Annotated in this window: 20 protein-coding genes; 9 read left to right on the plus strand and 11 right to left on the minus strand. The window is 68.8% G+C overall.

All coding sequences use genetic code 11. From position 1 onward, the window contains the following. Nucleotides 1–35: 35 nt before the first annotated feature. Nucleotides 36–1,523, plus strand: coding sequence for a flavin monoamine oxidase family protein (locus AC1C2U_RS07070; RefSeq protein ID WP_495361033.1), 1,488 nt, complete (start codon nt 36–38; stop codon nt 1,521–1,523). Here the strand turns inward: AC1C2U_RS07070 and AC1C2U_RS07075 are convergent. The 4 genes from AC1C2U_RS07075 to AC1C2U_RS07090 form a co-directional block, all read right to left on the minus strand. Further along, nucleotides 1,420–2,169 (minus strand): Pr6Pr family membrane protein, encoded by a 750-nt coding sequence (locus tag AC1C2U_RS07075; protein ID WP_495361034.1) that lies wholly within the window; start codon nt 2,167–2,169, stop codon nt 1,420–1,422. The genes AC1C2U_RS07070 and AC1C2U_RS07075 overlap by 104 nt on opposite strands. Before the next feature lie 90 nt (nt 2,170–2,259). Continuing rightward, entirely contained in the window at nt 2,260–3,102 is an 843-nt protein-coding gene (locus AC1C2U_RS07080; RefSeq protein WP_495361035.1) for an amino acid ABC transporter ATP-binding protein, read from the minus strand. 1 nt (nt 3,103) lies between these two features. Beyond that, nucleotides 3,104–3,766 carry an amino acid ABC transporter permease gene (locus AC1C2U_RS07085; RefSeq protein WP_495361036.1) on the minus strand — a complete coding sequence of 221 codons (663 nt, stop codon included), beginning with the start codon at nt 3,764–3,766 and terminating at the stop codon, nt 3,104–3,106. Nucleotides 3,767–3,876: 110 nt separating this feature from the next. Then, nucleotides 3,877–4,695, minus strand: coding sequence for an amino acid ABC transporter substrate-binding protein (locus tag AC1C2U_RS07090; protein ID WP_495361037.1), 819 nt, complete (start codon nt 4,693–4,695; stop codon nt 3,877–3,879). 297 nt (nt 4,696–4,992) lie between these two features. On the opposite strand from AC1C2U_RS07090, the gene AC1C2U_RS07095 reads away from it, so the two are divergent. The 4 genes from AC1C2U_RS07095 to AC1C2U_RS07110 all read left to right on the plus strand — a co-directional run bounded on the left by AC1C2U_RS07095 (nt 4,993) and on the right by AC1C2U_RS07110 (nt 7,690). Then, nucleotides 4,993–5,319 carry a hypothetical protein gene (locus AC1C2U_RS07095; protein ID WP_495361038.1) on the plus strand — a complete coding sequence of 109 codons (327 nt, stop codon included), beginning with the start codon at nt 4,993–4,995 and terminating at the stop codon, nt 5,317–5,319. Nucleotides 5,320–5,452: 133 nt separating this feature from the next. Beyond that, a complete protein-coding gene (locus tag AC1C2U_RS07100) occupies nt 5,453–5,917 on the plus strand; it encodes a DUF6069 family protein (protein WP_495361039.1) in 465 nt (154 codons plus the stop codon). A gap of 13 nt (nt 5,918–5,930) precedes the next feature. Next, a complete protein-coding gene (locus AC1C2U_RS07105; protein ID WP_495361040.1) occupies nt 5,931–7,079 on the plus strand; it encodes a sensor histidine kinase in 1,149 nt (382 codons plus the stop codon). Further along, nucleotides 7,076–7,690, plus strand: coding sequence for a response regulator (locus tag AC1C2U_RS07110; RefSeq protein WP_495361042.1), 615 nt, complete (start codon nt 7,076–7,078; stop codon nt 7,688–7,690). Before AC1C2U_RS07105 ends, AC1C2U_RS07110 begins: the two co-directional genes overlap by 4 nt. A 21-nt stretch (nt 7,691–7,711) precedes the next feature. On the opposite strand, the gene AC1C2U_RS07115 is transcribed toward AC1C2U_RS07110, so the two are convergent. Together AC1C2U_RS07115 and AC1C2U_RS07120 are read right to left on the minus strand one after the other, a co-directional pair. Next, nucleotides 7,712–9,007: an acyl-CoA dehydrogenase family protein gene (locus AC1C2U_RS07115; RefSeq protein WP_495361043.1), complete on the minus strand. Its 1,296-nt coding sequence runs from the start codon at nt 9,005–9,007 to the stop codon at nt 7,712–7,714. After that, nucleotides 9,004–10,329: a CaiB/BaiF CoA transferase family protein gene (locus tag AC1C2U_RS07120; RefSeq protein WP_495361044.1), complete on the minus strand. Its 1,326-nt coding sequence runs from the start codon at nt 10,327–10,329 to the stop codon at nt 9,004–9,006. The genes AC1C2U_RS07115 and AC1C2U_RS07120 overlap by 4 nt, the downstream gene beginning before the upstream one ends. Before the next feature lie 112 nt (nt 10,330–10,441). On the opposite strand from AC1C2U_RS07120, the gene AC1C2U_RS07125 reads away from it, so the two are divergent. The 3 genes from AC1C2U_RS07125 (at nt 10,442) to AC1C2U_RS07135 (ending at nt 13,430) form a co-directional block, all read left to right on the plus strand. Next, nucleotides 10,442–11,212, plus strand: a complete 771-nt coding sequence (locus AC1C2U_RS07125) for a FadR/GntR family transcriptional regulator (RefSeq protein ID WP_495361045.1) — start codon at nt 10,442–10,444, stop codon at nt 11,210–11,212. Beyond that, the gene (locus tag AC1C2U_RS07130) at nt 11,193–11,957 is read left to right on the plus strand and encodes a PDC sensor domain-containing protein (RefSeq protein WP_495361046.1); all 765 of its coding nucleotides are present in this window, start codon (nt 11,193–11,195) and stop codon (nt 11,955–11,957) included. The genes AC1C2U_RS07125 and AC1C2U_RS07130 overlap by 20 nt, the downstream gene beginning before the upstream one ends. Before the next feature lie 108 nt (nt 11,958–12,065). Beyond that, the gene (locus AC1C2U_RS07135; RefSeq protein WP_495361047.1) at nt 12,066–13,430 is read left to right on the plus strand and encodes an NAD-dependent succinate-semialdehyde dehydrogenase; all 1,365 of its coding nucleotides are present in this window, start codon (nt 12,066–12,068) and stop codon (nt 13,428–13,430) included. An 80-nt stretch (nt 13,431–13,510) separates the two neighbouring features. Here AC1C2U_RS07135 and AC1C2U_RS07140 read toward each other — a convergent pair whose 3' ends face one another. Together AC1C2U_RS07140 and AC1C2U_RS07145 are read right to left on the minus strand one after the other, a co-directional pair. After that, nucleotides 13,511–15,133 carry an amidohydrolase gene (locus tag AC1C2U_RS07140; RefSeq protein ID WP_495361048.1) on the minus strand — a complete coding sequence of 541 codons (1,623 nt, stop codon included), beginning with the start codon at nt 15,131–15,133 and terminating at the stop codon, nt 13,511–13,513. 124 nt (nt 15,134–15,257) lie between these two features. Next, complete coding sequence (locus tag AC1C2U_RS07145; protein WP_495361049.1) at nt 15,258–17,102, minus strand: flavin-containing monooxygenase; 1,845 nt, start codon at nt 17,100–17,102, stop codon at nt 15,258–15,260. Nucleotides 17,103–17,294: 192 nt separating this feature from the next. Between AC1C2U_RS07145 and AC1C2U_RS07150 the strand changes: the two genes are divergently transcribed. Continuing rightward, nucleotides 17,295–17,744 carry a MarR family winged helix-turn-helix transcriptional regulator gene (locus tag AC1C2U_RS07150; RefSeq protein ID WP_495361050.1) on the plus strand — a complete coding sequence of 150 codons (450 nt, stop codon included), beginning with the start codon at nt 17,295–17,297 and terminating at the stop codon, nt 17,742–17,744. A 99-nt stretch (nt 17,745–17,843) separates the two neighbouring features. On the opposite strand, the gene AC1C2U_RS07155 is transcribed toward AC1C2U_RS07150, so the two are convergent. From AC1C2U_RS07155 to AC1C2U_RS07165, 3 genes are all read right to left on the minus strand, one after another. Further along, nucleotides 17,844–18,200 carry an iron chaperone gene (locus AC1C2U_RS07155; RefSeq protein ID WP_495361051.1) on the minus strand — a complete coding sequence of 119 codons (357 nt, stop codon included), beginning with the start codon at nt 18,198–18,200 and terminating at the stop codon, nt 17,844–17,846. 92 nt (nt 18,201–18,292) lie between these two features. Beyond that, nucleotides 18,293–19,057, minus strand: a complete 765-nt coding sequence (locus AC1C2U_RS07160; protein WP_495361052.1) for an amino acid ABC transporter ATP-binding protein — start codon at nt 19,055–19,057, stop codon at nt 18,293–18,295. Further along, on the minus strand, nt 19,054–20,067 hold the full coding sequence (locus AC1C2U_RS07165) for an amino acid ABC transporter permease (RefSeq protein ID WP_495361053.1): 1,014 nt from the start codon (nt 20,065–20,067) through the stop codon (nt 19,054–19,056). The genes AC1C2U_RS07160 and AC1C2U_RS07165 overlap by 4 nt, the downstream gene beginning before the upstream one ends. Nucleotides 20,068–20,075 lie beyond the last annotated feature (8 nt).

Genomic DNA, 20,075 nt, shown 5'->3' on the forward strand with positions numbered 1-20,075 from the left:
GGTAGGCGCGCCGAGCGGTCGGCTAGCCTGAACCCATGGAATCACGGGGAGCGCCGGGCGGCATGGCCCGGCGAACCTTCCTCGCCGCCTCGCTTTCGGGACTCGCGACGCTCACCCTCGCGAGCTGCACCTGGCCCGAACCCAAACCGAGCCCCGTACCCACGGCACCGCCCACGACCGCCGCACCGCCCGCCCCGACGAACGGCGTTCCGCTGCCAACTGCGATGCGCCGTTCACGTTGGGGAGCCGATCCGTTCGCCCGTGGCGCATTCAGCTTCGATGCGGTGGGAAGCACGCCCGAATTACGGCGCGCGCTCGGCGAGCCGGTCGCCGGTCGACTCGTCATCGCCGGCGAGGCGACCGACCCCGACGCGCCAGGCACCCTCGAGGGCGCGAGGGCGTCGGGCATCCGAGCCGCCGCCGACGTCGCACGACTCGGCGAAGCCGGCGAGCGCGTCGCCGTGATCGGTGCCGGCATCGCGGGGCTCACTGCGGCCCGTGAACTCGTCGACGCCGGGTTCGAGGTCGTCGTCATCGAGGCGCGCGACCGGCTGGGCGGCCGCGCCCACTCCGTGGACGCCGCGGGGTTCGACGCACCGGTCGAACTCGGCAGCGTGTTCGCGGGCGACGACGACGGTCTGCTCGACGCACTGCACGAGGCATCCGTCGACACCCGACAGTTCGTGCCGATCGTGGCGGCCGCCACTCCCGCGGGCGTTCGCGTGCCGATCCCCGCGACCGGAGCCGACGCGATCGCCACTGCGCAGCAGTGGGCGAGCAGCCAGCTGCACGATGTCTCGCTCGCGACCGCTCTCGCGGGTTCGGGCGCAGCGCCGCTGTCGGCGGAACCGGGCGCCGACGGCGTGAGCCCGGCCGACTGGCTCGCGCATTCGATCAACAGCGGTGTCAAGCCGTCGACGGGCGCCGCCGCCGCAGTCGTCTCGGCCGGCCAGTACGACTCGCGTCGCCTCGAGCAGCTCGGCAATCTCATCACCGGGCGTCTCTCCGACTACGTCGACGAGCTCGCGGAGCCGCTCGACATCGCCGTGTCGAGCGTGGTCACTCGCATCGCCTACAACGACAGCCGGGTGAGCCTGCGCCTCGACTCCGGAGAGTCGCTCAACGTCGATCGGGCGATCGTCACGGTGCCGCTAGGCGTGCTGAAGACCGACACCGTGCGCTTCAGCCCGGCGCTGCCGCTCATGCATCAGCGCGCGATCTCCCTGCTCGGCATGGGCGTCGTCGACACGGTCTGGCTGCGCTTCGAACAGGCATTCTGGCGAGCGGATGCCGCGGACCAGCCCGAGGATCCCGAAGCTGAGCCCGCCGCCGATGTACTCACGATCGTCGGCGAGTCGCCCGCGGTCGCGGCTTGGATCGACGCCGGACTCGACTCCGGCGAACCCATCCTCATCGGCATCATCGCTGCAGAGCAGGCGACTCGGCTCGAGGCGCTCGACGATTCGGAGTTTCAGGCCGAGGTGCTCGACGACCTCGTGCCCTACGCCACAGCCACCGGTTGACGGCCACGAGCGCGGCCGTCAGTGTGACGAAGATCACGACGATGAGCACGCAGTAGAGCGCGACTCCCACGGGCCCGCCTACCTGCACTTCGTCGAGGAAGAAGTACGGGTACCAGCCGGTGTCGGCGCCGCGGAACAACGTGTACACGAGCCAGATCGTCGGGAAGACGAGCACCCAGCCTGCAGTCGCCCACGGCACGCGAGGGTTCACTGCGAGCACACTGTCAGTCGTCCACGCGATGACGGCGAGCGCGGGAACGACGAAGTGCAGCACGGTGTCCGACCACGGCACCTCCATGCGGTAGTCGCGCGTCGACGCCTGCGCGACGATGATCGCGAAGACGATGCCCGAGACGAGCACGTACACGGTCACCATGGTGCGGAGCACGCCGAGCCACGCCGGGTCGCGGGGAGCCGACAGTGCGAACACCCCGGCGAGGGCGAGGGTCACGACCGCAGCGAAGGCCGACTGCACCGTGAAGTAGCTGAAGAAGTTCGCCGTCGCGAACAGGCGGAAGCCGAGCACGTACTGGAAGTTGCCGACGAGTGCCGCGATCTCGAGCGCCGCGATCGTCAGCCGGAAGACGCCGAGCATCCGCCGTGCCCGCACCCCATTGTCAGCGCGGATGCGTGGCGAGCGGGGCATGCTTCAACGCTAGCCGCCCCCCGTCGCTCGCTGAGCTTGTCGAACCGGAGGCGGGAGCTCGCTTCGACAGGCTCAGCGAGCGGATGGTGCTCAGTCGAGCGGCCGCAGAATACGGTCGAGGAACTTGCGTGTGCGCTCGTGCGTCGGGTCGGTGAAGATCCGCCCGGGCGCGCCGCGTTCCACGACGACACCTCCGTCCATGAACAGCACCTCGTCGGCGGCCTGCCGCGCGAAGCTCAGCTCGTGGGTGACGACGACCATCGTCCAGCCCTCGTCGGCGAGCTCCTTGATGACCTGCAGTACCTCGCCCACGAGTTCGGGGTCGAGTGCGCTCGTCGGCTCGTCGAAGAGCAGCAGCTGCGGCTTCAGGGCGAGCGCCCGCACGATGCCCACGCGCTGCTGCTGCCCGCCCGAGAGCTCGAACGGATAGGCGTCGCGCTTCTCGGCGAGCCCGACCCGGTCGAGCAGGGCGGATGCTTCGGCGATCGCACGCGCCTTCGGCACTCGTTGCACGCGCACCGGTCCTTCGATGACGTTCTCGATGACCGTCATGTGCGGAAAAAGGTTGTGCTGCTGGAACACCATCGCCGAGCGATCGCGCAGAGCGAAGCGCTGGGCCTTCGAGATCGGCTTCGCGAAGTCGAGCTCCGGCCCGCCGGTGAAGTCGATCGTGCCGCCGTCGGGCGTCTCCAGCCCGTTCAGCGTGCGCAGCACAGTGGTCTTGCCCGAGCCGCTCGGACCGATGAGCACGACGACCTCGCCGCGGCGCACCTCGAGGTCGATGGAGCGGAGCACCTCGTTGTCGCCGAACGACTTGCGGATGCCCCGTGCCGAGAGCAGCACCGAGTCGTCGGGAGCGGCCAGCGGGGCGAGCGGGTCGCCGCCCGAGGCATCCGGCCGCTTCATGTCATCGCCGGGGTCACTGTTCGACATGTCACGTCGCGACATAGCGGTCCAACCTCTTCTCGAGCATGCCCTGCCCGCTCGCGAGCACGATGCAGATGAGCCAGTAGATGAGCGCAGCCTCGAGGTAGAGCAGCATGAACTCCTGGCTGAACGCCGCGATCTCCTGCGACACCCGGAACAGCTCGGTCACGAGGATGAGCGAGGCGAGCGAGGTGTCCTTCACGAGCGAGATGAAGGTGTTCGAGAGCGGCGGCACCGAAACCCTCGCCGCCTGCGGCAGGATGAGCCGGCGAAGCGTCATGCCGTTCGACATGCCGATCGTGTACCCGGCCTCCCATTGCCCCTTCGGCACCGAGAGGATCGCGGCACGGATCACCTCGGCACCGTACCCGCCGACGTTGAGCGAGAAGGCGATGATCGCGCTCGGCCACGGGTCGATGACGAGCCCGAGCGACGGCAGCCCGTAGAAGATCACGAAGAGCTGCACGAGCAGCGGCGTGCCCCGGATCACCGAGATGTAGAACCGGGCGATGCCCGATACCACCCGGCTCTTCGAGAGCCGCATGAGCGCCACCCCGAGTGCGAGCACGAGACCGATCGCGAACGAGGCGAGGGCGAGCGGGATAGTGCCGCTCACGGCGCCCCACACGAGGGGCCAGAAGGAATCGAGGAACAGCTGCCAGCCGCTCATCGCCTCACCGCCTTTCCGGCTCAGCTGGCCGATGTTTCCGTTCACGCACGGTGTTCCCGCCGGAGCGGAGACATCCGGCGCGTACGGAAACGTCGGCAGGTGCCGAAAGACTACTCGGAGACGTCGGCGCCGAAGTACTTCTCGCCGAGTTCGGCGAGCACGCCCTCGGCGCGGAGCTCGGCGAGCGCCTCGTCGACCGCGGCGACGAGGTCTTCCTTGTCCTTCGTGAACGCGAGTGCGCTGAGTGACGGGTCGTCGGTCTCGGCGGCGATCTCGATGCCCGAGGTGCGGTTGGTGTTCACGTCGTCGAGGTAGGTGAGCTTGTCGTTGATGGTCGCGTCCACCCGGCCCTGCTTGAGGAGCGCCACGGCTTGTGCCCAGCCCTCGACGGCCTCGACGTTCGCGCCCGACTCCTGGGCGAGCTCGTACCAGTTGCTCGTGAGCGACTGGGCGGTCGTCTTGCCGGCGAGGTCGGCGAAGCTCGAGATCGAGGTGTCGCCCTCCTTGACGACGATGACGCCCGGCGAGACGGTGTACGGCTCGCTGAAGAGGTACTGCTCCTCGCGTTCGGGGTTGATCGACACCTGGTTCGCGATGACGTCGAACCGGCCAGCGTCGAGGCCCGCGAAGATCGCGTCCCACTGGGTCTCCTGGAACTCGACTTCGAGGCCGAGCTTGTCGGCGACCGCCTCGGCGAGCTCGACGTCGTAGCCCACGAGGTCGCCGGAGCCGTCTTCGTGGAAGCTGAACGGACGGTAGGTGCCCTCGGTCGCGACGGTGAGCGTTCCGGCTTTCACGAGTCCGAACTCGTTGTCGGTCGCAGCGTCGCTCGATGCCGGCGCACCACTCGAGCAGGCGGCGAGGGCGACGACGGCGACGGATGCCGCTGCGAGACCGAGCAGGGTGCGAACGCGGGGTGCGCGAGACATGTGGGGCTCCGTTCGTTGGGAGTGCTGTGCCCGCACCGTGGTGGCGTGCGCGGGGGTCGAGTTCGGGTCGAGTCCATCACGGCCTCGCCAGTGACGGAAACGGCGTTACCTCCGGTTTCATTCCGATGCACGCGGATCCGAATGGATTCGACGCATTCCGCTCGCGGCATACCGTGCGAAGCCCACCTCCCGCAACCCCTTCCTCGTGCGCTCACCCACGGATACGCTGGCCGCGGCGATGGAGTCCTCTCCGTCGTCGCGGTGCCTACCCACACCAACCGGAAGGACCCTTCACCCGTGATCACCCTGTCATGGCTCCTCCTCATCGCGCTCGTCGGCGGCGTGCTCGCCCTCATCGACGGCATCAGACGTCTCCGCGGGCGCGGCGGCTCGGTCGTCGGCATCATCGAGATCATCGTCGCCGCACTGTTCGTGCTGTCACTGTTCCTGCCGGGAATCCCGTTCGGCTCTCTCGTGCTGGGCATCGCCACGCTCGTCGTGCTCGTGGTCGCACTCATCGCCCGCGGCCGAACGGGCCTGACGCTCACGGTCGCCGCGATCGTGCTCGTCGCGGTCTGGCTCATCCTCGTGAACCGTTGGCTCGTCATCCCCGGCATCAACTGAATGCCCGACACGGAGGGGCGGCCCCTCGGGGCCGCCCCTCCGTGTCGACGACGGCCGATGTGACATTCGTCCTCCCGATCTCGGGACGACGGCACCTGTCGGCGCCTGGGGCGACATCCGTAGCGTCGATGACATGAACAATTCGACTGCAGAGACCACGACGGTCACGATTCCGGATGCCGCGGCGCCGCATCGCCCGACACCGCACCGCCGAGGCATCCGTGCGTTGATGCTCGTGGCCGCGGCCCTGGCGGGACTCGCCGTCTGGGTAGTGAGTGTGCCACTCCTCGGCATCGACCTCTCCGTCGGAGCCGGGCCCGCCGCGCAGACGATCGCCCCGATCCCGATCGTGCTCGCTTCGATTTTCGCGGGCGCCATCGCGTGGGGACTGCTCGCGCTCCTCGAGCGGCTCTTCCGCCGGGGGCGCCTCGCGTGGCTGGTCATAGGCTGGGTCGTGCTGGCCCTGTCGCTGGCCGGGCCGTTCTCGATGGGGGCGGCGGGCGCAACCCTGGTGAGTCTGGTCGCGATGCACCTCGCGGTCGGGGTGACGCTGATCCTCGGACTCACCACGTGGAGCGACCGTCGTGTCACGAACTGATCGGGTGGATTCCATGCAGATCGACGAACGAAACGAACTCTGCAACGAGTTCGACCCGTTGCTCTCCCGAATCGCGCGCCGGCCGGGGCCCTGGTTCGCGCTCGTGTGGGCGCCGTTGCTCCTCCTCGGGCCCGTGATCGACGCCATCGGCACGGCCGACCCCGTGCGCGTCGCCGCCCTCGCCGTCCTGGCGGCGGTGTTCGCGATCGCCGCGTGCCTGCCGTTCCAGAGCATCGGCCGTCCCCGGTGGCGATCCGAAGTCGTGTTCGTGCTCTTCATGGCGCTGGTGACGGCATACGTCTACATCTGGCACACCGATCAGGAGTTCCTCTTCCCGCTCATCGCGATCGCGGCGGCCGTCGCCGTGCGCCGCCGTTGGGCGCTCAGCGTCGTGGGAGCTGCGGCGATCAGCGGCGCCATCGCAACGGGCATCGAGCGTGAATCCCTCGACGCGGCGCTCTTCCTCGGCTTCTCCACGTACATCGCGGGAGCGGCGACCTTCATCGTGCAGTACCTCGTGGAGGTCGTTGCCGAACTCCGACGCACCCAGGAGCGACTCGCGAACACCGCGGTCACCGAGGAGCGCCTGCGCTTCTCCCGCGACCTTCACGACTTGCTCGGCCACACGCTCTCGGTCATCGTCGTGAAGGCAGAGGCGATCCGGCGAGTCATCGACACGCAACCCGACGCCGCCCGGGCCCACGCGGCAGACGTCGAGACGATCGGCCGCCGCGCCCTCGCCGATGTGAGAGACGCCGTCACGGGATATCGCTCGGTACGGCTCGGCGAAGAACTCGACGCGGCGCGCGCGGCACTCGCAGCGGCCGGCATCGAGTTGGAGGTCGCAGTTCCGCCCGATGGGCTCGCTGCGCAGGCCGACGCCGTCCTCGGCTGGGTGGTGCGGGAGGGTGCGACGAATGTGCTGCGCCACTCCGGAGCACGACGATGCCGCATCGTGGTCACCGCGGAACGCGGCGTCGCACGCATCGAGATCACCGACGACGGGCACGGCGGGGGCGGCGCACCGGAAGGCGGCGGACTCACCGGCCTGCGGGAACGGCTTCAGGCGTTCGACGGAGAGCTCTCGGCGGGCACGACCTCCGACGGCTTCCGCCTGACCGCGATGATCACCGACGCGGCGATGGCAGGGAGGCGACGATGAGCGAAGCCACGACCATCCTGATCGCGGAGGACCAGGGCATGATGCGCTCGGCCCTGGCCAGCCTCCTCGAACTCGAGCCGGACATGACGGTCGTCGCCGAAGTCGCCCGCGGTGATGAGATCATGGCTGCCGCGCGTCGCACGATGCCGGATGTGGCACTCCTCGACATCGAACTGCCCGGGCGGAGCGGTCTCGACGTCATCCCCGAGCTGCGGGCGGCGGTGCCCGAGTGCGTCATCGTGATCGTGACGACGTTCGGCAGGCCCGGGTACCTGCAACGGGCGATGCAGGCAGGCGCGCGCGCATTTCTGATGAAGGACGATCCCGTCGAACAGCTCGCCGCAGCCATCCGGCGCGTCAGGGCCGGTGAGGTCGTGGTCGACCCGAAGCTGGCGACCCAGGCCCTCAGCATCAGCCCGAATCCGCTGAGCGATCGCGAACGCGAGGTGCTCGGGTCATCCATCGACGGCGCCACCATCGCCGACATCGCGGGCGAGGTCAATCTCTCGCCGAGCACGGTGCGCAACTACCTGTCGTCGGCGATCGGCAAGACAGCGACCCGCAACCGATCGGAGGCGCTCAGCGTCGCCCGCGACAACGGATGGCTCTGACCCGTTGAGCTTGCACACACGTCAGAACGCGCTCAACCCCGTGAGCTCGCGCCCGAGGATCAGCTGGTGGATCTCGTCGGTGCCCTCGTACGTGCGCACCGATTCGAGGTTGGCCGCATGACGCATGACGGGCCACGCATTCGTGATGCCGTCGCCCGCGAGGATCGCACGCGCCTCGTGCGCGATCGTGAGCGCCTCGCGCACGCTGTTGAGCTTGCCGACGGAGATCTGTGCGGGCGTGAGCGTGCCGCGCTCTTTCAGACGGCCGAGGTGCAGCGCGAGGAGGATGCCCTTCTCGACTTCGAGGAACATGTCGGCGAGTTTCGCCTGGATGAGCTGGTTCGCGCCGATCGGCTTGCCGAACACTTCACGCGACGTCGAGCGTTCGATCGCCGCCTCGAGGCAAGAGCGGGCAGCGCCCATGGCGCCCCACACGATGCCGTAGCGCGCTTCGTTCAGGCAGCCGAACGGACCCGAGAGCCCCTTCGCACCCGGCAGGATCGCGTCGTCGCCGATCCGCACGCCGTCGAGGTCGATGTCGCACTGCACCGAGGCGCGCATCGAGAGCTTGCCGTCGATCGGCGTCGCCGTGAAGCCCGGGGTCGAGGTCCGCACGAGGAACCCGCGCACGCTGCTCCCTGAGCCCGGGCCCCCCTGAGCTTGTTGAAGGGTCGATGGGTGCCCTTCGACAGGCTCAGGGAGCGAGCCAGGCTCAGGGAGCGAGCCAGGTCCCGGGAGCGAAGCCCGCTCAGGGAGCGAGCCCTCGTCGACCTTCGCCCATACGACGGCGACGTCGGCGAACGAGGCGAGGCCGATCCAGCGCTTCGCGCCGTCGATCACCCACCCGTCGCCGTCGCGGCGGGCGGTCGTCGTCATGCCGGCGGGGTCGGAGCCGCCCTGCGGCTCGGTGAGCGCGAAGCATCCGACGAGGTCGCCCGCTGCCATGCCCGGCAGCCACCGCTGCTTCTGCTCCTCCGAGCCGTACTTGTGAATGGCGCTCATCGCGAGCGAGCCCTGCACCGACACGAACGTGCGCCAGCCCGAGTCGGCGGCCTCGAGCTCGAGGCACACGAGCCCGTATGAGACGGCGCCCGCGCCGGCGCATCCGTAGCCCTGCAGGTGCATGCCGAGGAAGCCCAGGTCGCCGAGCTCCTTCACGAACTCGCGGCGGAAGTGCTTGGCCTCGAAGTCCTCCTCGATGACCGGGAGGATGCGCTCCTGCGCGAACGCGCGCGCCTTCAGCTGCCACTCGCGCTCCTCGGCGCTCAGCAGAGCATCGAGGTCGAACACGGCGTCGATCGTGGGGGCGGAGGTCACAGGTGCGGTCCTTTCGAAGGGGTCGGATGCCAGTCGGCGCCCGCATGCTCGTCGAGCGCGGGCGGCGGTATGCGGTAGACGGCGGGGCTCGCCGAGAGGCCGATCGGGTTCGCGATCGTGCGACTGACCTGTTCCCTGAGCTTGTCGAAGGGAGCTCCGGGATTCGCTTCGACAGGCTCAGCGAGCGACACGGCGATCTCGGCCACGGGATCGAGGCCGAGCGATTCGCCGAACGCGATCGCCTCGGCGACGTCGTTCACGAGGCCCGCGGGCACGCCGGCTCCGTTCAGCACTTCGACCCAGTGCGCAGCGGATGCCGCGGCGAGCCGCTCCTCGATGAGCGCCGTGAGCTCGGCGTGATGGGCGACGCGATCGCTGTTGCTCCCGAATCGCGGGTCGTCGGCCAACGCTGGTCGAGTAGCGCCCGACGAAGGAGGACGCGTATCGAGACCCCCTGACGACGACTCGAGCACCGCGGCGAGCGCGCGGAACTGCTTGTCGTTGCCGACCGCGATGACGAGTTCGCGGTCGGCCGCGTGGAACACCGCGTAGGGCGCGATGCTCGGGTGCGCGTTGCCGAGGCGTCGCGGCGGCGTGCCCGTCGCGAGCGTCGATGCTGCTTGGTTCGTGAGCGCCGAGAGCAGGCCCTGCATGAGGTTCACCTCGACGAGCTGACCAATGCCCGTGCGGTCACGCTCGCGCAGCGCGAGCAGGATGCCTGCCACCGCGTTCTGCCCGGTGAGCACGTCGACGAGGGCGACGCCTGCCTTCGCGGGTTCGCCGTCGGGTGCACCGGTGATCGACATGAGCCCGCCGACAGCCTGCACGAGCAGGTCGTACCCGGCGAGCGCAGCGCCCTCCCCCGTGCCGAAGCCAGTGATCGAGCAGTAGACGACACCGGGGTTCGCCTCGCGCAACGCGTCGTAGGAGAGCCCGAAGCGATCCATGACGCCGGGCCGGAAGTTCTCGATGACGACATCGGCGGATGCCGCGAGCCGACGTGCCTCGGCGAGCCCCGCGTCATCCGTGAGGTCGAGCGCGACCGAGCGCTTGTTGCGGTTGACGCTGCCGAAGTAGGTGGCTTGCCCGTTGGCGTCGACGGGCGGCCGCCAGTGTCGGGTGTCATCACCTGTGGGCGACTCGATCTTCACGACGTCGGCGCCGAAGTCGGCGAGCATCATCGTGGCGTAGGGCCCGGCGAGCACCCGCGAGAAGTCGGCGACCCGCACACCGGAGAGCACGCCCGCGGGTCTGGTCGGCGCATCGGTCGGCGCATCGATCGGCGGCACACGCGTCTCGTCGTCGGTGCGTCGCTCGTGCATCCCATCCGCCTTCGCATGTCAGTGGCTGCCCGGCAACACTAATTCATCCTATCTTGAATGATTTCCGCGCGCGCCGCCAGCCGGGCGAGGTCTGCTCGGCTAGCCTGAACGCATGGAGTCGAGGGTGGGGCCGGGCGCTCGCGAAGCCGTGTTCGCCCAACTCGCCGACACGGGCCGCGCCGAGCAGGTCGCGCAGCGCCTCACCGACGGCATCGTGCTCGGGGTACTGGGCGCCGGAGAGCGCCTGCCGAGCGAACCCGATCTCGCCCGCCGCTTCGGCGTCGCGCTCATCACTGTGCGAGAGGGACTCGGCATCCTCCGCGAGGCGGGTCTCGTCGAGACCCGCCGTGGTCGCGACGGCGGCAGTTTCGTCGTCGCCGACGACGCCGACCACCGCTCGCTCATCACCACCCGCTTGCGCGGCCTCGCCCAGGTCGAGCTCAGCGACATGGCGGTCTTCTTCGGGGCCATCCTTGCGGGCGTCGCCGAGCGCGCCTCGGAGCGGGCTTCAGCCGCCGATGCCGAGCGCCTCACTGCCTGGCTCGCCGCGGCCGACTTCGGCGCAGCGGCATCCGCTCGCACCAATCAGGGCGGCTTCTTCCTCGAACTCGCGGTACTGAGCCAGTCGGCCCGGCTCGTTCGCGAGCAGATCCGCCTGCAGGCCGAGTTCGGCCCGTTGCTGCTGCTCGGCCTCGACGGCGAACATACCCGCGCGGATGTCGCGGCGCACGACGCTGCCATCATGCACGCCGTCGCGTCGCACCGCCCTGCACCTGCACGCGAAGCGGCCGGCGACCTCGTGCGAGGCCTTTCGGAGCACCTGCTCGCGGCGAAGGCCCGCATCGAACGGGGAGGTGGTCTCGATGAGCCGAACAGCGCATGACGTGGCCGCCGGCGTCGGCGAGGTGTTCGCGGGCGTGTTCGAGCAGCTCGCCGAATGGCGGCGACCCATCGAGGCCGTCATCGACGCATCGCCAGAAGTGCGGCCCGCCGAGCTCGATACCGTGGTCTCGGAGCTCGTGCTGCCCCGACTCACCGAACCCGACCCACTGCTCGTCGGCGCCGGCTTCATCGCCGACGGCGCGATCGTGCGGGGCCGCGACGTGCACTTCGCTTGGTGGCTCGGCCCGCTCGACGCGAACCCCGTACTCGGCTCGACGACCGAGCCGACCCGTCTCGATCTCTCGACGCGCGGCTACACCGAGTACCTGCGCGACTTCCGCGCGCTCGAGTGGTACTCGATTCCGGCGACCACGCGGCACGCGCACGTCACGGGCCCCTATGTCGACCACTTGTGCACGTGCGACTACATCCTCACGCTGACGATGCCGGTGCACGCCGCGGCGAGCGACGCAGCGCCCGGCGACGACGTCGCACGCATGGTCGGCGTCGTTGGCGCCGACATCGCGGTGCGCCGCCTCGAACAGGAGCTGCTCGGCGCGTTCCTCGATGTGCCGGAGCCCCTCGCGCTCGTGAACGAGGCCGGGCGCGTCGTGCTCTCGACCGATCCGGCGCTGCAGGTCGGGCAGCTCGCCGGCCGTGCGGCACACACCGAGCCGTGCCCCGGTACACCGTTCCGGGTGCTCGTCGACCCCAACGCGCACCCCGCGGCATCCGGGTCGAAATGAATCATCCGCTGTTATATCTTTGACGTGAGCGTATGCATCGCGGCAGACGACCCCCTTCGTGAAGGTCAAGGACTCGCTGGCGTGTGTGCACCCGAGAAGGAGAACCCCATGAGCTATGCCGTGACCAATCCTGCGACAGGTGAGACCGTCAAGACGTACCCGACGATCACCGACGCCGAGCTCGAGGCCGCCATCGCCTCGGCCGACGAGACGCACCGTACCTGGTCGCGCTCGACCACCGTCGCCGAGCGCGCCGCACTCGTCCGCCGCGTCAGCGAGCTGCACCTCGAGCGCCGCGACGAACTCGCCGCGATCATCGTGCGCGAGATGGGCAAGCCGATCGAGCAGGCCTACGCCGAAGTCGATTACAGCGCCGACATCTACGCGTACTACGCCGACAATGCCGAGTCGCTGCTGAAAGACGAGCCGATCGAGCTGCTCGCGGGCGAGGGCTCTGCGCTCATTCGCCGCGATTCGCTCGGTGTGCTGCTCGGCGTCATGCCGTGGAACTTCCCGTATTACCAGGTCGCCCGCTTCGCCGGCCCGAACCTCGTGATCGGCAACACGATCCTCTTGAAGCACGCCGAGCAGTGCCCCGAGTCGGCCGCCGCGATCGAGCAGATCATCCGCGACGCGGGCTTCCCCGAGGGCGCCTACGTCAACATCTACGCGTCGCACGACCAGATCGCCACGGTCATCGCCGACAAGCGCGTACAGGGCGTCTCGCTCACCGGGTCCGAGCGTGCGGGCGCAGCGATCGCCGAGATCGCCGGCCGTCATCTGAAGAAGGTCGTGCTCGAGCTCGGCGGCAGCGACCCCTTCATCCTGCTGTCGACCGACGACCTCGATGCGACCGTCGAAGCGGCCGTCGCGGCACGCCTCGACAACAACGGTCAATCCTGCAACGCCGCGAAGCGCTTCATCGTCGTCGATGAGCTGTACGAGCCCTTCCTCGACAAGTTCACCGCTGCGATCACCTCGGTCGAACCGGGCGACCCGACGAAGGAGGGCACCGGCCTCGGCCCGCTCTCGTCAACGAAGGCGACCGAGACCCTCGCCGAGCAGGTCGAGCGCGCCGTCGCGCAGGGCGCCACGCTCGTCGCGGGAGGCACCGCTGATGGCAACTTCTTCACCGGCACCGTGCTCACCGATGTGAAGCCCGGCTCCGACGCGTTCCACGAGGAGTTCTTCGGCCCCGTGGCGCAGATCTTCAAGGTCGCAGGCGAAGCCGAGGCCGTGCAGCTCGCGAACGACACCCCGTTCGGGCTCGGCTCCTACGTGTTCACGACCGACGCCGAGCAGGCCCTGCGCGTTGCCGATTCGATCGAGGCCGGCATGGTCTTCGTGAACGTCGTGGGCGCCGACGGCGCCGAACTGCCCTTCGGCGGCATCAAGCGCTCGGGTTCCGGCCGCGAGCTCGGCCGCTTCGGCGCCGACGAGTTCGTCAACAAGAAGATGATCCGCATCGGCTGATCACCGGAACATGAGCGGATGCCCCGGGGCCGGCGCCCCGGGGCATCCGTCGTCTCAGCGGCTCGTGCGAGCGCGGCCGCTCAGTACCGCGACCGGGCCGCTTGGCTGCGCGTCGACGCCTCTCGCTGGAATCGCACCTCGCCGCCGACCACCGTCGTCGCGACGCGCAGCTCGCGGAGCTCGGCCGGCTCCACCTCGAAGGGGTCGCGTTCGAGGGCGACGAAGTCCGCGAGCTTGCCGACCTCGAGGCTTCCCTGGCGCCCCTCGCGGTGCGCGGCGTAGGCACTGCCGGCCGAGTGGGCGGCGAGTGCCTCGGCCACAGTGATCCGCTGCTCGGGCTCCCAGCCGCCGATCGGCCGCCCCTCGGCGTTCTGGCGGGTGACCGCCGCGTGCACGGCGTATATCGGGTTGGGGCTCTCGACCGGCGCATCGGAGCCGAACGCCAGGTGCGCGCCGGAGTCGGCGAGCGCGCGCCACGCGTAGTTCGCGAGGCTGCGGCCGGCGAGCAGGGTCGACGCGAGTGCGATGTCCGAGGTGCAGTGGGTCGGCTGCAGTGAGGGGATCACGCCGAGCTCTGCGAAGCGCGGTACATCGTCCCAGCGGATGTGCTGGGCGTGTTCGATGCGATGCCGTAGGCCCGCGGCTCGGCTGAGCTCGGTGACCTCCTCGTAGGCGTTCAGCACGAGGTGATTGGCCTCGTCGCCGATCGCGTGCGTCGCAACCGCGATGCCCGCCGCGGCGGCCTTCCGCACGAGTTCGCGCAAGCGAGCGTAGGGAATCACCTCGATGCCGCGATTGCCCGCCTCGCCGATGAACGCCTCGCCCATGTGCGAGGTGTGCGAGCCGAGCGCGCCGTCGGAGAAGAGCTTGACGGGCCCGGTCTGGAACCAGTCGTCGCCCTGGCCCGTGTACCGGCCCTCGGCGATCGCCGTATCGAGATGGTCGGCGGGGATGGCCTTGTGGACGCGGAGCTTCAGTCGCCCGTTTCGCTGCAGTTCGAGGTACGCCGCACGGGCGTCTTCGCCGTCGATGTCGTGCAGCCCGGTGAGCCCGACGGCGAGCAGGTGCTCTTGCTCGGCCGCCAGCAGTTCGACGAGATCGACGACGGAGGGCCCGCCGATGAGCGCGTCGAACGGACGCTGCGCCTCCTCCCGAAGGATGCCGGTGGGCTCGCCATGCGCATCGCGCACGATCTCGCCGCCGATGGGGTCGGGGGTGGCCGCGGTGATCCCGGCCGCCGCGAGGGCGAAACTGTTGGCCCAGACGGTGTGCCCGTCGACGCTCGGCAGCACGACCGGGCGATCGGGGCACACCCGGTCGAGGCTGTAGCGGTCGGGTTGCACCGGCACATCCCAGGTGTTCGAGTCCCAGCTGCCCCAGAAGATGCCCTGGCCCACCGGAAGTCCTGCCGCGCGCGCACGAACGGCGGAGAGCGCATCATCGAGGCTGTGCACCCCACGCAGGTCGAGCTCACCACGCTCGCTCGCGAGCAACGCCGTGTGGATGTGCGCGTCGATGAATCCCGGCACGACCGCGAGACCGTCGAGGTCGACCTCGACCGTGCCCGAACCCGCGAGCCGCCGGAGCTCTGCATCTTCGCCGATCGCGGCGATCACCCCGTCGACGGCGAGCAGGGCCTCGGCGGGCGCGGGCCGGCCGGTGAGCGTGTGGATGCGGGCATGCCGGAAGAGCGTCGAGGGCAACTGTCGTCCTTGCGTCGGGATCGGATGTTTCCTGCAAGGCTAGCGAGCCGACCGGGCCGGTGCGGGGGCGGTGTCTGGCGACATCCGCCCCCGCAGCATGCAAGATGCCCGCGAGCTGATCAGCTCACGAGGCGGCCTCCGCGAGGCTGCTGTCGCGCGCACGCAGCTCGTCTTCGTCGCGGACGAGGAGCTCGCTCAGGTCGCCGTCGCGCTGGGCGCGCAGCAGCCGATGGAATGCCACGGGGCCGGGTGAGTAGGTGAATCCCGTGATGGCCTGCGTGCCCTCGGCGTTGTAGTAGCCGGGAGTGCACGCGGCCTGGAATGCCGACACGTCACGTGCGGTGTCGTGAACGGTGCGCAGCCAGTCGGCTTCCGCCTCTGCGGTGGGTTCGATGCGTATGGCGCCCTCGAGGTCGGCACGCGAGATGACGGCGGCGATATGCTCGGCCTGCTCCTGGAGGATGTGCGCGAAGTTCACCGAGTTGGCGTTCTGGAGCGCACCGAGCTGGAACAGGTTCGGGAACCCGTGTGTGGAGTAGCCGTGGAGCGTGCGGGGGCCACGCGCCCACGCCTCCAGCAGCGCACGCCCATTCCGACCGACGACGGGCAGCGTCCCCGACATGACGCCGGAGACACCGGTCTCGAATCCGGTCGCGAACACGACGCAGTCGACCTCGTATGCGGTATCGCCGACCACGACCGCGTTCTCGGTCATCGCCGTGATGCCCTGGAAGCTGGCAGTGTCGACCAGGGTGACGTTCGGGCGGTTGAACGACTGCAGATAGAGATCGCTGAAACCGGGGCGCTTGCACATGTAGCGGTACCAGGGCTTGAGTGCCTCGGCGGTCGCAGGGTCGTCGACGACCTCGTCGACGCGGGCGCGGATACGGTTCATGGTCGCGGCGTCGTCGAGCTCGTCCTGGCGCTCGCGTTCAGCTGGGTCGAGGGTCTCGTCGAGGGAGCCCGAGAGGATGTGTCGCTGCAGGCTCGTCGTGGCCGTCCACCCGTCGGTCACGAGCGACTCCGGCACCGGCTCTCCGGCCAGAACGGAGAGGAAGTTCTCCATCCGCTCGCGCTGCCAGCCCGGCTGCAGTGAGGCCGCCCACGCAGGATCGGTCGGTCGGTTGTCGCGCACGTCGACCGTGGAAGGTGTGCGCTGGAAGACGATGAGCTCTTTCGCGCTCTCGGCGAGATGGGGGATGACCTGCAGACCCGTCGCGCCGGTTCCGACGACGGCGACGCGCCTGCCTGCGAGACCCGTGAGGTCGCCGTCAGCGCTACCACCCGTGTACGCGTAGTCCCATCGGCTGGTGTGGAAGGTGTGGCCGCGGAACGACTCGATGCCCGGGATGCCCGGCAGCTTCGGCTGCGTCAGCGTGCCGGACGAAGTGATGACGTACCGGGCGCGGAAGCGATCGCCCCTGTCGGTCTCGATGAGCCACTCCGACGTGTCGTCATCCCAGGTGAGTGCGGTCGCACGAGTGTGCGGCACGAAGTCGCGGTACAGGTCGTAGTGCTCGGCGATGCGCACGGCGTGCTGCCGGATCTCTTCGCCTGGCGCGTAGCGCTCCTTCGGCAGATACCCCGTCTCCTCGAGGAGCGGCATGTAGACGTACGACTCGATGTCGCAGCGGACGCCGGGGTAGCGGTTCCAGTACCAGGTGCCGCCAACGTCGCCCCCCTCGTCCATGACGCGGACTGAGTCGGCTCCCGCATCCCGCAGGAACGCGGCGGTGAGCAGACCGCCGAAGCCGGCGCCGATGACGAGCACCTCGACGCGGTCGGTGACGGGTTCGCGGTCGACGCGCGGGGTATACGGGTCGACCGCGTAGTAGCCGAACTCGCCCGCGGCGCGGCGGTACTGGCGGGCCCCGTCCGGGCGGATGCGGCGGTCGCGCTCTGCGGCGTACTTCTCGCGGATCGCGTCGATGTCGATCGAGGCGGTTGCCTCTGCTGCGAATCGGTTCATACTGTTCTCTCCTTTCGCCCGTCGTCGAGTCGAGAGCGGATCGAGGGCGCACGCGCGGGCGCCCACAAAGGGCGGGCGCGCTCCGATCCGGGCCCGACACGACTCCGGATCGGAACTTCTCCTGGATAAAGGTTAGTCGCAAGCTAAGGAAATGTAACTGGGTATCGACTGGCAAGCCGCTACCGTTAAGACGTGGGTGGCGACGAGAGAGACGAGGTGCAGCGGCGCATCGAGTCGCTGACGATCGCGATCACGGTGCGCTCCATTCCGCGGATCCTGGGGCCTCTGCTGCAGACCGATCTGACCATCCAACAGCTCAAGACGCTGACGTCGCTCGTCGTCGCCGACGGGATGACGACGAGCGAGCTCGCGCATCGCTTCTCGGTGTCGATGGCGACGGTATCGAAGCTCGTCGACCGACTCGTCGGCCAAGGGCTGGTCGAACGCATCGCCACTCCGGCTGATCATCGCGTGCGCCGACTGCACCCCACGAAGCTCGGACGCACCGTCGTCGCCGAGATCCTGGGCGCCCGCCCAGAACTCGGCAACGACGTACTGCAGGGATTGACCCTCGAAGAGCTCAAGGCGCTCGAAACAGGCCTGCGGGCGATCAGCAGGGAGTTGCACGCGCCCCGCGGATGACGTGCCCTCCGTGATTGAGGTCGCCGGTCGGGGTCGGGCAGACACAGCGTCACTAATGTGTCACATGTCACTTGCTGCTGCCTCGCCGGCTCCCGCCGATTAGCGCTTCTTCTTCTCGTCGATCTCGTCGCGCCGCAGCAGGATGAGGCGGTCGACGAGCGAGTCGGGCAACGGGTGCTCGGGCGTGAACCTGATCGTGCCCTTCGCCCACGAATACCCTTCGAGCTCCGACGAGACCGCCTCGATCACCGGCGGGCTGTACGGGTAGAGCCCGATGTGACCCTTCGCCTTCATGATGCTCAGCAGTGGTGAGTCCCGGTACCGCAATGCCGGCATGCCGTAGCTCACACCCTCGACGGCGTCGGGCACGAGCGCCGCGGCTCGAGCCCTGATGTGCTCCATGACGTCGCGCTCGGGCTCTTCGAGCCCGGCGATGTAGTCGCTGACTTCCCCCATGGCGGCCATCGTACGCGCGCGGGGATACGCGTGCCGCGACGGCCATCGCCGACATCCCACCGAAGACGTCCATGGGACCGAATCTCCGTACCTCAGAGCACCTTGTCGAGGAACGCACGCGTACGCGGTGAGACGGCAGCCTTCACGACCTGTTCCGGGGTGTCGCTCTCGACGATCACACCCTCATCGAAGAAGCTCAGCGTGTCGCCGACTTCACGCGCGAATCCGATCTCGTGCGTGACCACGACCATGGTCATCCCGCCCTCGGCGAGCACCTTCATCGACTCGAGTACCTCGTCGACGAGTTCGGGATCGAGGGCCGAAGTGGGTTCGTCGAAGAGCATGAGCGCGGGGTCCATGGCGAGCGCGCGCGCGATCGCGACACGCTGCTGCTGTCCTCCGGAGAGCTGATGCGGACGCTTCGACGCGTGATCGGCGAGACCGACCCGATCGAGCTCCTCGAGTGCCCGCAGACGGGCCGCGTCCTTCCGCATCTTCTTCACGTGCACGAGGCTCGCGGCGACGTTCTCCGCGGCATCGAGGTGCGCGTAGAGGTTGAAGCGCTGGAAGACCATTCCGATCCCGGCGCGGAACCGTGCGAACTCGCGATCCGCCCAGGGGTGATAGCTCCCCCCGCGCAGCGAGTAGCCGACCGGCTCGCCGGCGACCGTCAGATCGCCGTCGTCGACGATCTCGAGGGCGTTGATGCAACGCAGGAACGTCGACTTGCCGGAGCCCGACGGGCCGATGATGCAGCTCACCTCACCGGCATTCACCGAGAAGTCGACGCCCCGCAGCACGAGGTGCTCGCCGAACGCCTTGGTGACACCGGCTGCGTGGACGAGTGGCTCGGTCATCGCACGTGCTCCGTCTTCTTGTCCGTCTTCTTGTCCGTCGTGTCGCGGACCTCGACCATGGCGCGAGTCGCCGTCGTGACGTCCCGAGTGCCCGAGACCCGCCGGAGCATGGACTGCGTCCACGTCGGACCGCGGACGAGCCGTACTGCATCGACTCCGAACCGCCGTTCCAACCTCGACTGCAGGTAGGTCGCGATCGCCGTGAGCAGCATGTACCAGAGGCTCGCGACGATGAGCAGCTCGATGATGAGGTTGTTCTGCTTGTAGATCTGGCTCGCGTTCGTCATGAGGTCGTTGCCGGCGACCACGACGATGAGCGACGTGGTCTTCAGCATCGAGATGAACTCGTTCCCAGTCGGAGGAATTATGATGCGCAGCGCTTGCGGGAGCACGATGATCCGCATGTTCTGCATCGCCGTCATACCGCCCGCGAGAGCAGCCTCGGTCTGTCCGCGGTCGACGGCCTGGATGCCCGCCCGCACGGTTTCGGCGAAGTACGCGGCGAGGTTCAGGCCGAGGCCGAGCATCGCAGCGGTGAAGCCCGTCATGACCTGGTTCGTGTCCCACCGCACACCGATGTCGGTGAACGGCACCTGCAGGGTGAGGTAGGGGAAGAGGAACGCGAGGTTGTACCAGAAGATGAGCTGCACCAGCACTGGCGTGCCCCGGAAGAACCAGATGTAGAGCGTCGCGAGCCAGCCCAGCACCGGATTCTGCGACAGCCGCATGATCGCGAGCACGACGCCCAGCACGAGGCCGATCACCGTCGCAAGCACGCTGATCCCGATCGTGACGACCACGCCGCTCAGGATCTTGGGCGCGAACAGGTACTCGGCGACACGGTTCCACTTGATGTTGTCGTTGAAGACGACCGCCGAGACGAGCCATGCGACGAAGAGCAGGGCCAGGCCACCGACGACCCATCGGCCCCAGTGACGCCGCGGCGTGATCGGGATCACTCCGCCGTCGGCGCGGGCGAATGGCGCGATGCGCCGGTTTGAATACGGCATCTGCTGCT

The sequence above is a fragment of the Agromyces sp. Y575 genome (genome assembly GCF_059445445.1).

Bases quoted from the DNA above. Each gene is read 5' to 3' on its own strand.
- AC1C2U_RS07070 (WP_495361033.1), top strand. From the start codon at position 36: ATGGAATCACGGGGAGCGCCGGGCGGCATGGCCCGGCGAACCTTCCTC.
- AC1C2U_RS07075 (WP_495361034.1), bottom strand. From the start codon at position 2,169: ATGCCCCGCTCGCCACGCATCCGCGCTGACAATGGGGTGCGGGCACGG.
- AC1C2U_RS07080 (WP_495361035.1), bottom strand. From the start codon at position 3,102: ATGTCGAACAGTGACCCCGGCGATGACATGAAGCGGCCGGATGCCTCG.
- AC1C2U_RS07085 (WP_495361036.1), bottom strand. From the start codon at position 3,766: ATGAGCGGCTGGCAGCTGTTCCTCGATTCCTTCTGGCCCCTCGTGTGG.
- AC1C2U_RS07090 (WP_495361037.1), bottom strand. From the start codon at position 4,695: ATGTCTCGCGCACCCCGCGTTCGCACCCTGCTCGGTCTCGCAGCGGCA.
- AC1C2U_RS07100 (WP_495361039.1), top strand. From the start codon at position 5,453: ATGAACAATTCGACTGCAGAGACCACGACGGTCACGATTCCGGATGCC.
- AC1C2U_RS07105 (WP_495361040.1), top strand. From the start codon at position 5,931: ATGCAGATCGACGAACGAAACGAACTCTGCAACGAGTTCGACCCGTTG.
- AC1C2U_RS07110 (WP_495361042.1), top strand. From the start codon at position 7,076: ATGAGCGAAGCCACGACCATCCTGATCGCGGAGGACCAGGGCATGATG.
- AC1C2U_RS07120 (WP_495361044.1), bottom strand. From the start codon at position 10,329: ATGCACGAGCGACGCACCGACGACGAGACGCGTGTGCCGCCGATCGAT.
- AC1C2U_RS07125 (WP_495361045.1), top strand. From the start codon at position 10,442: ATGGAGTCGAGGGTGGGGCCGGGCGCTCGCGAAGCCGTGTTCGCCCAA.
- AC1C2U_RS07130 (WP_495361046.1), top strand. From the start codon at position 11,193: ATGAGCCGAACAGCGCATGACGTGGCCGCCGGCGTCGGCGAGGTGTTC.
- AC1C2U_RS07135 (WP_495361047.1), top strand. From the start codon at position 12,066: ATGAGCTATGCCGTGACCAATCCTGCGACAGGTGAGACCGTCAAGACG.
- AC1C2U_RS07145 (WP_495361049.1), bottom strand. From the start codon at position 17,102: ATGAACCGATTCGCAGCAGAGGCAACCGCCTCGATCGACATCGACGCG.
- AC1C2U_RS07155 (WP_495361051.1), bottom strand. From the start codon at position 18,200: ATGGGGGAAGTCAGCGACTACATCGCCGGGCTCGAAGAGCCCGAGCGC.
- AC1C2U_RS07160 (WP_495361052.1), bottom strand. From the start codon at position 19,057: ATGACCGAGCCACTCGTCCACGCAGCCGGTGTCACCAAGGCGTTCGGC.
- AC1C2U_RS07165 (WP_495361053.1), bottom strand. From the start codon at position 20,067: ATGCCGTATTCAAACCGGCGCATCGCGCCATTCGCCCGCGCCGACGGC.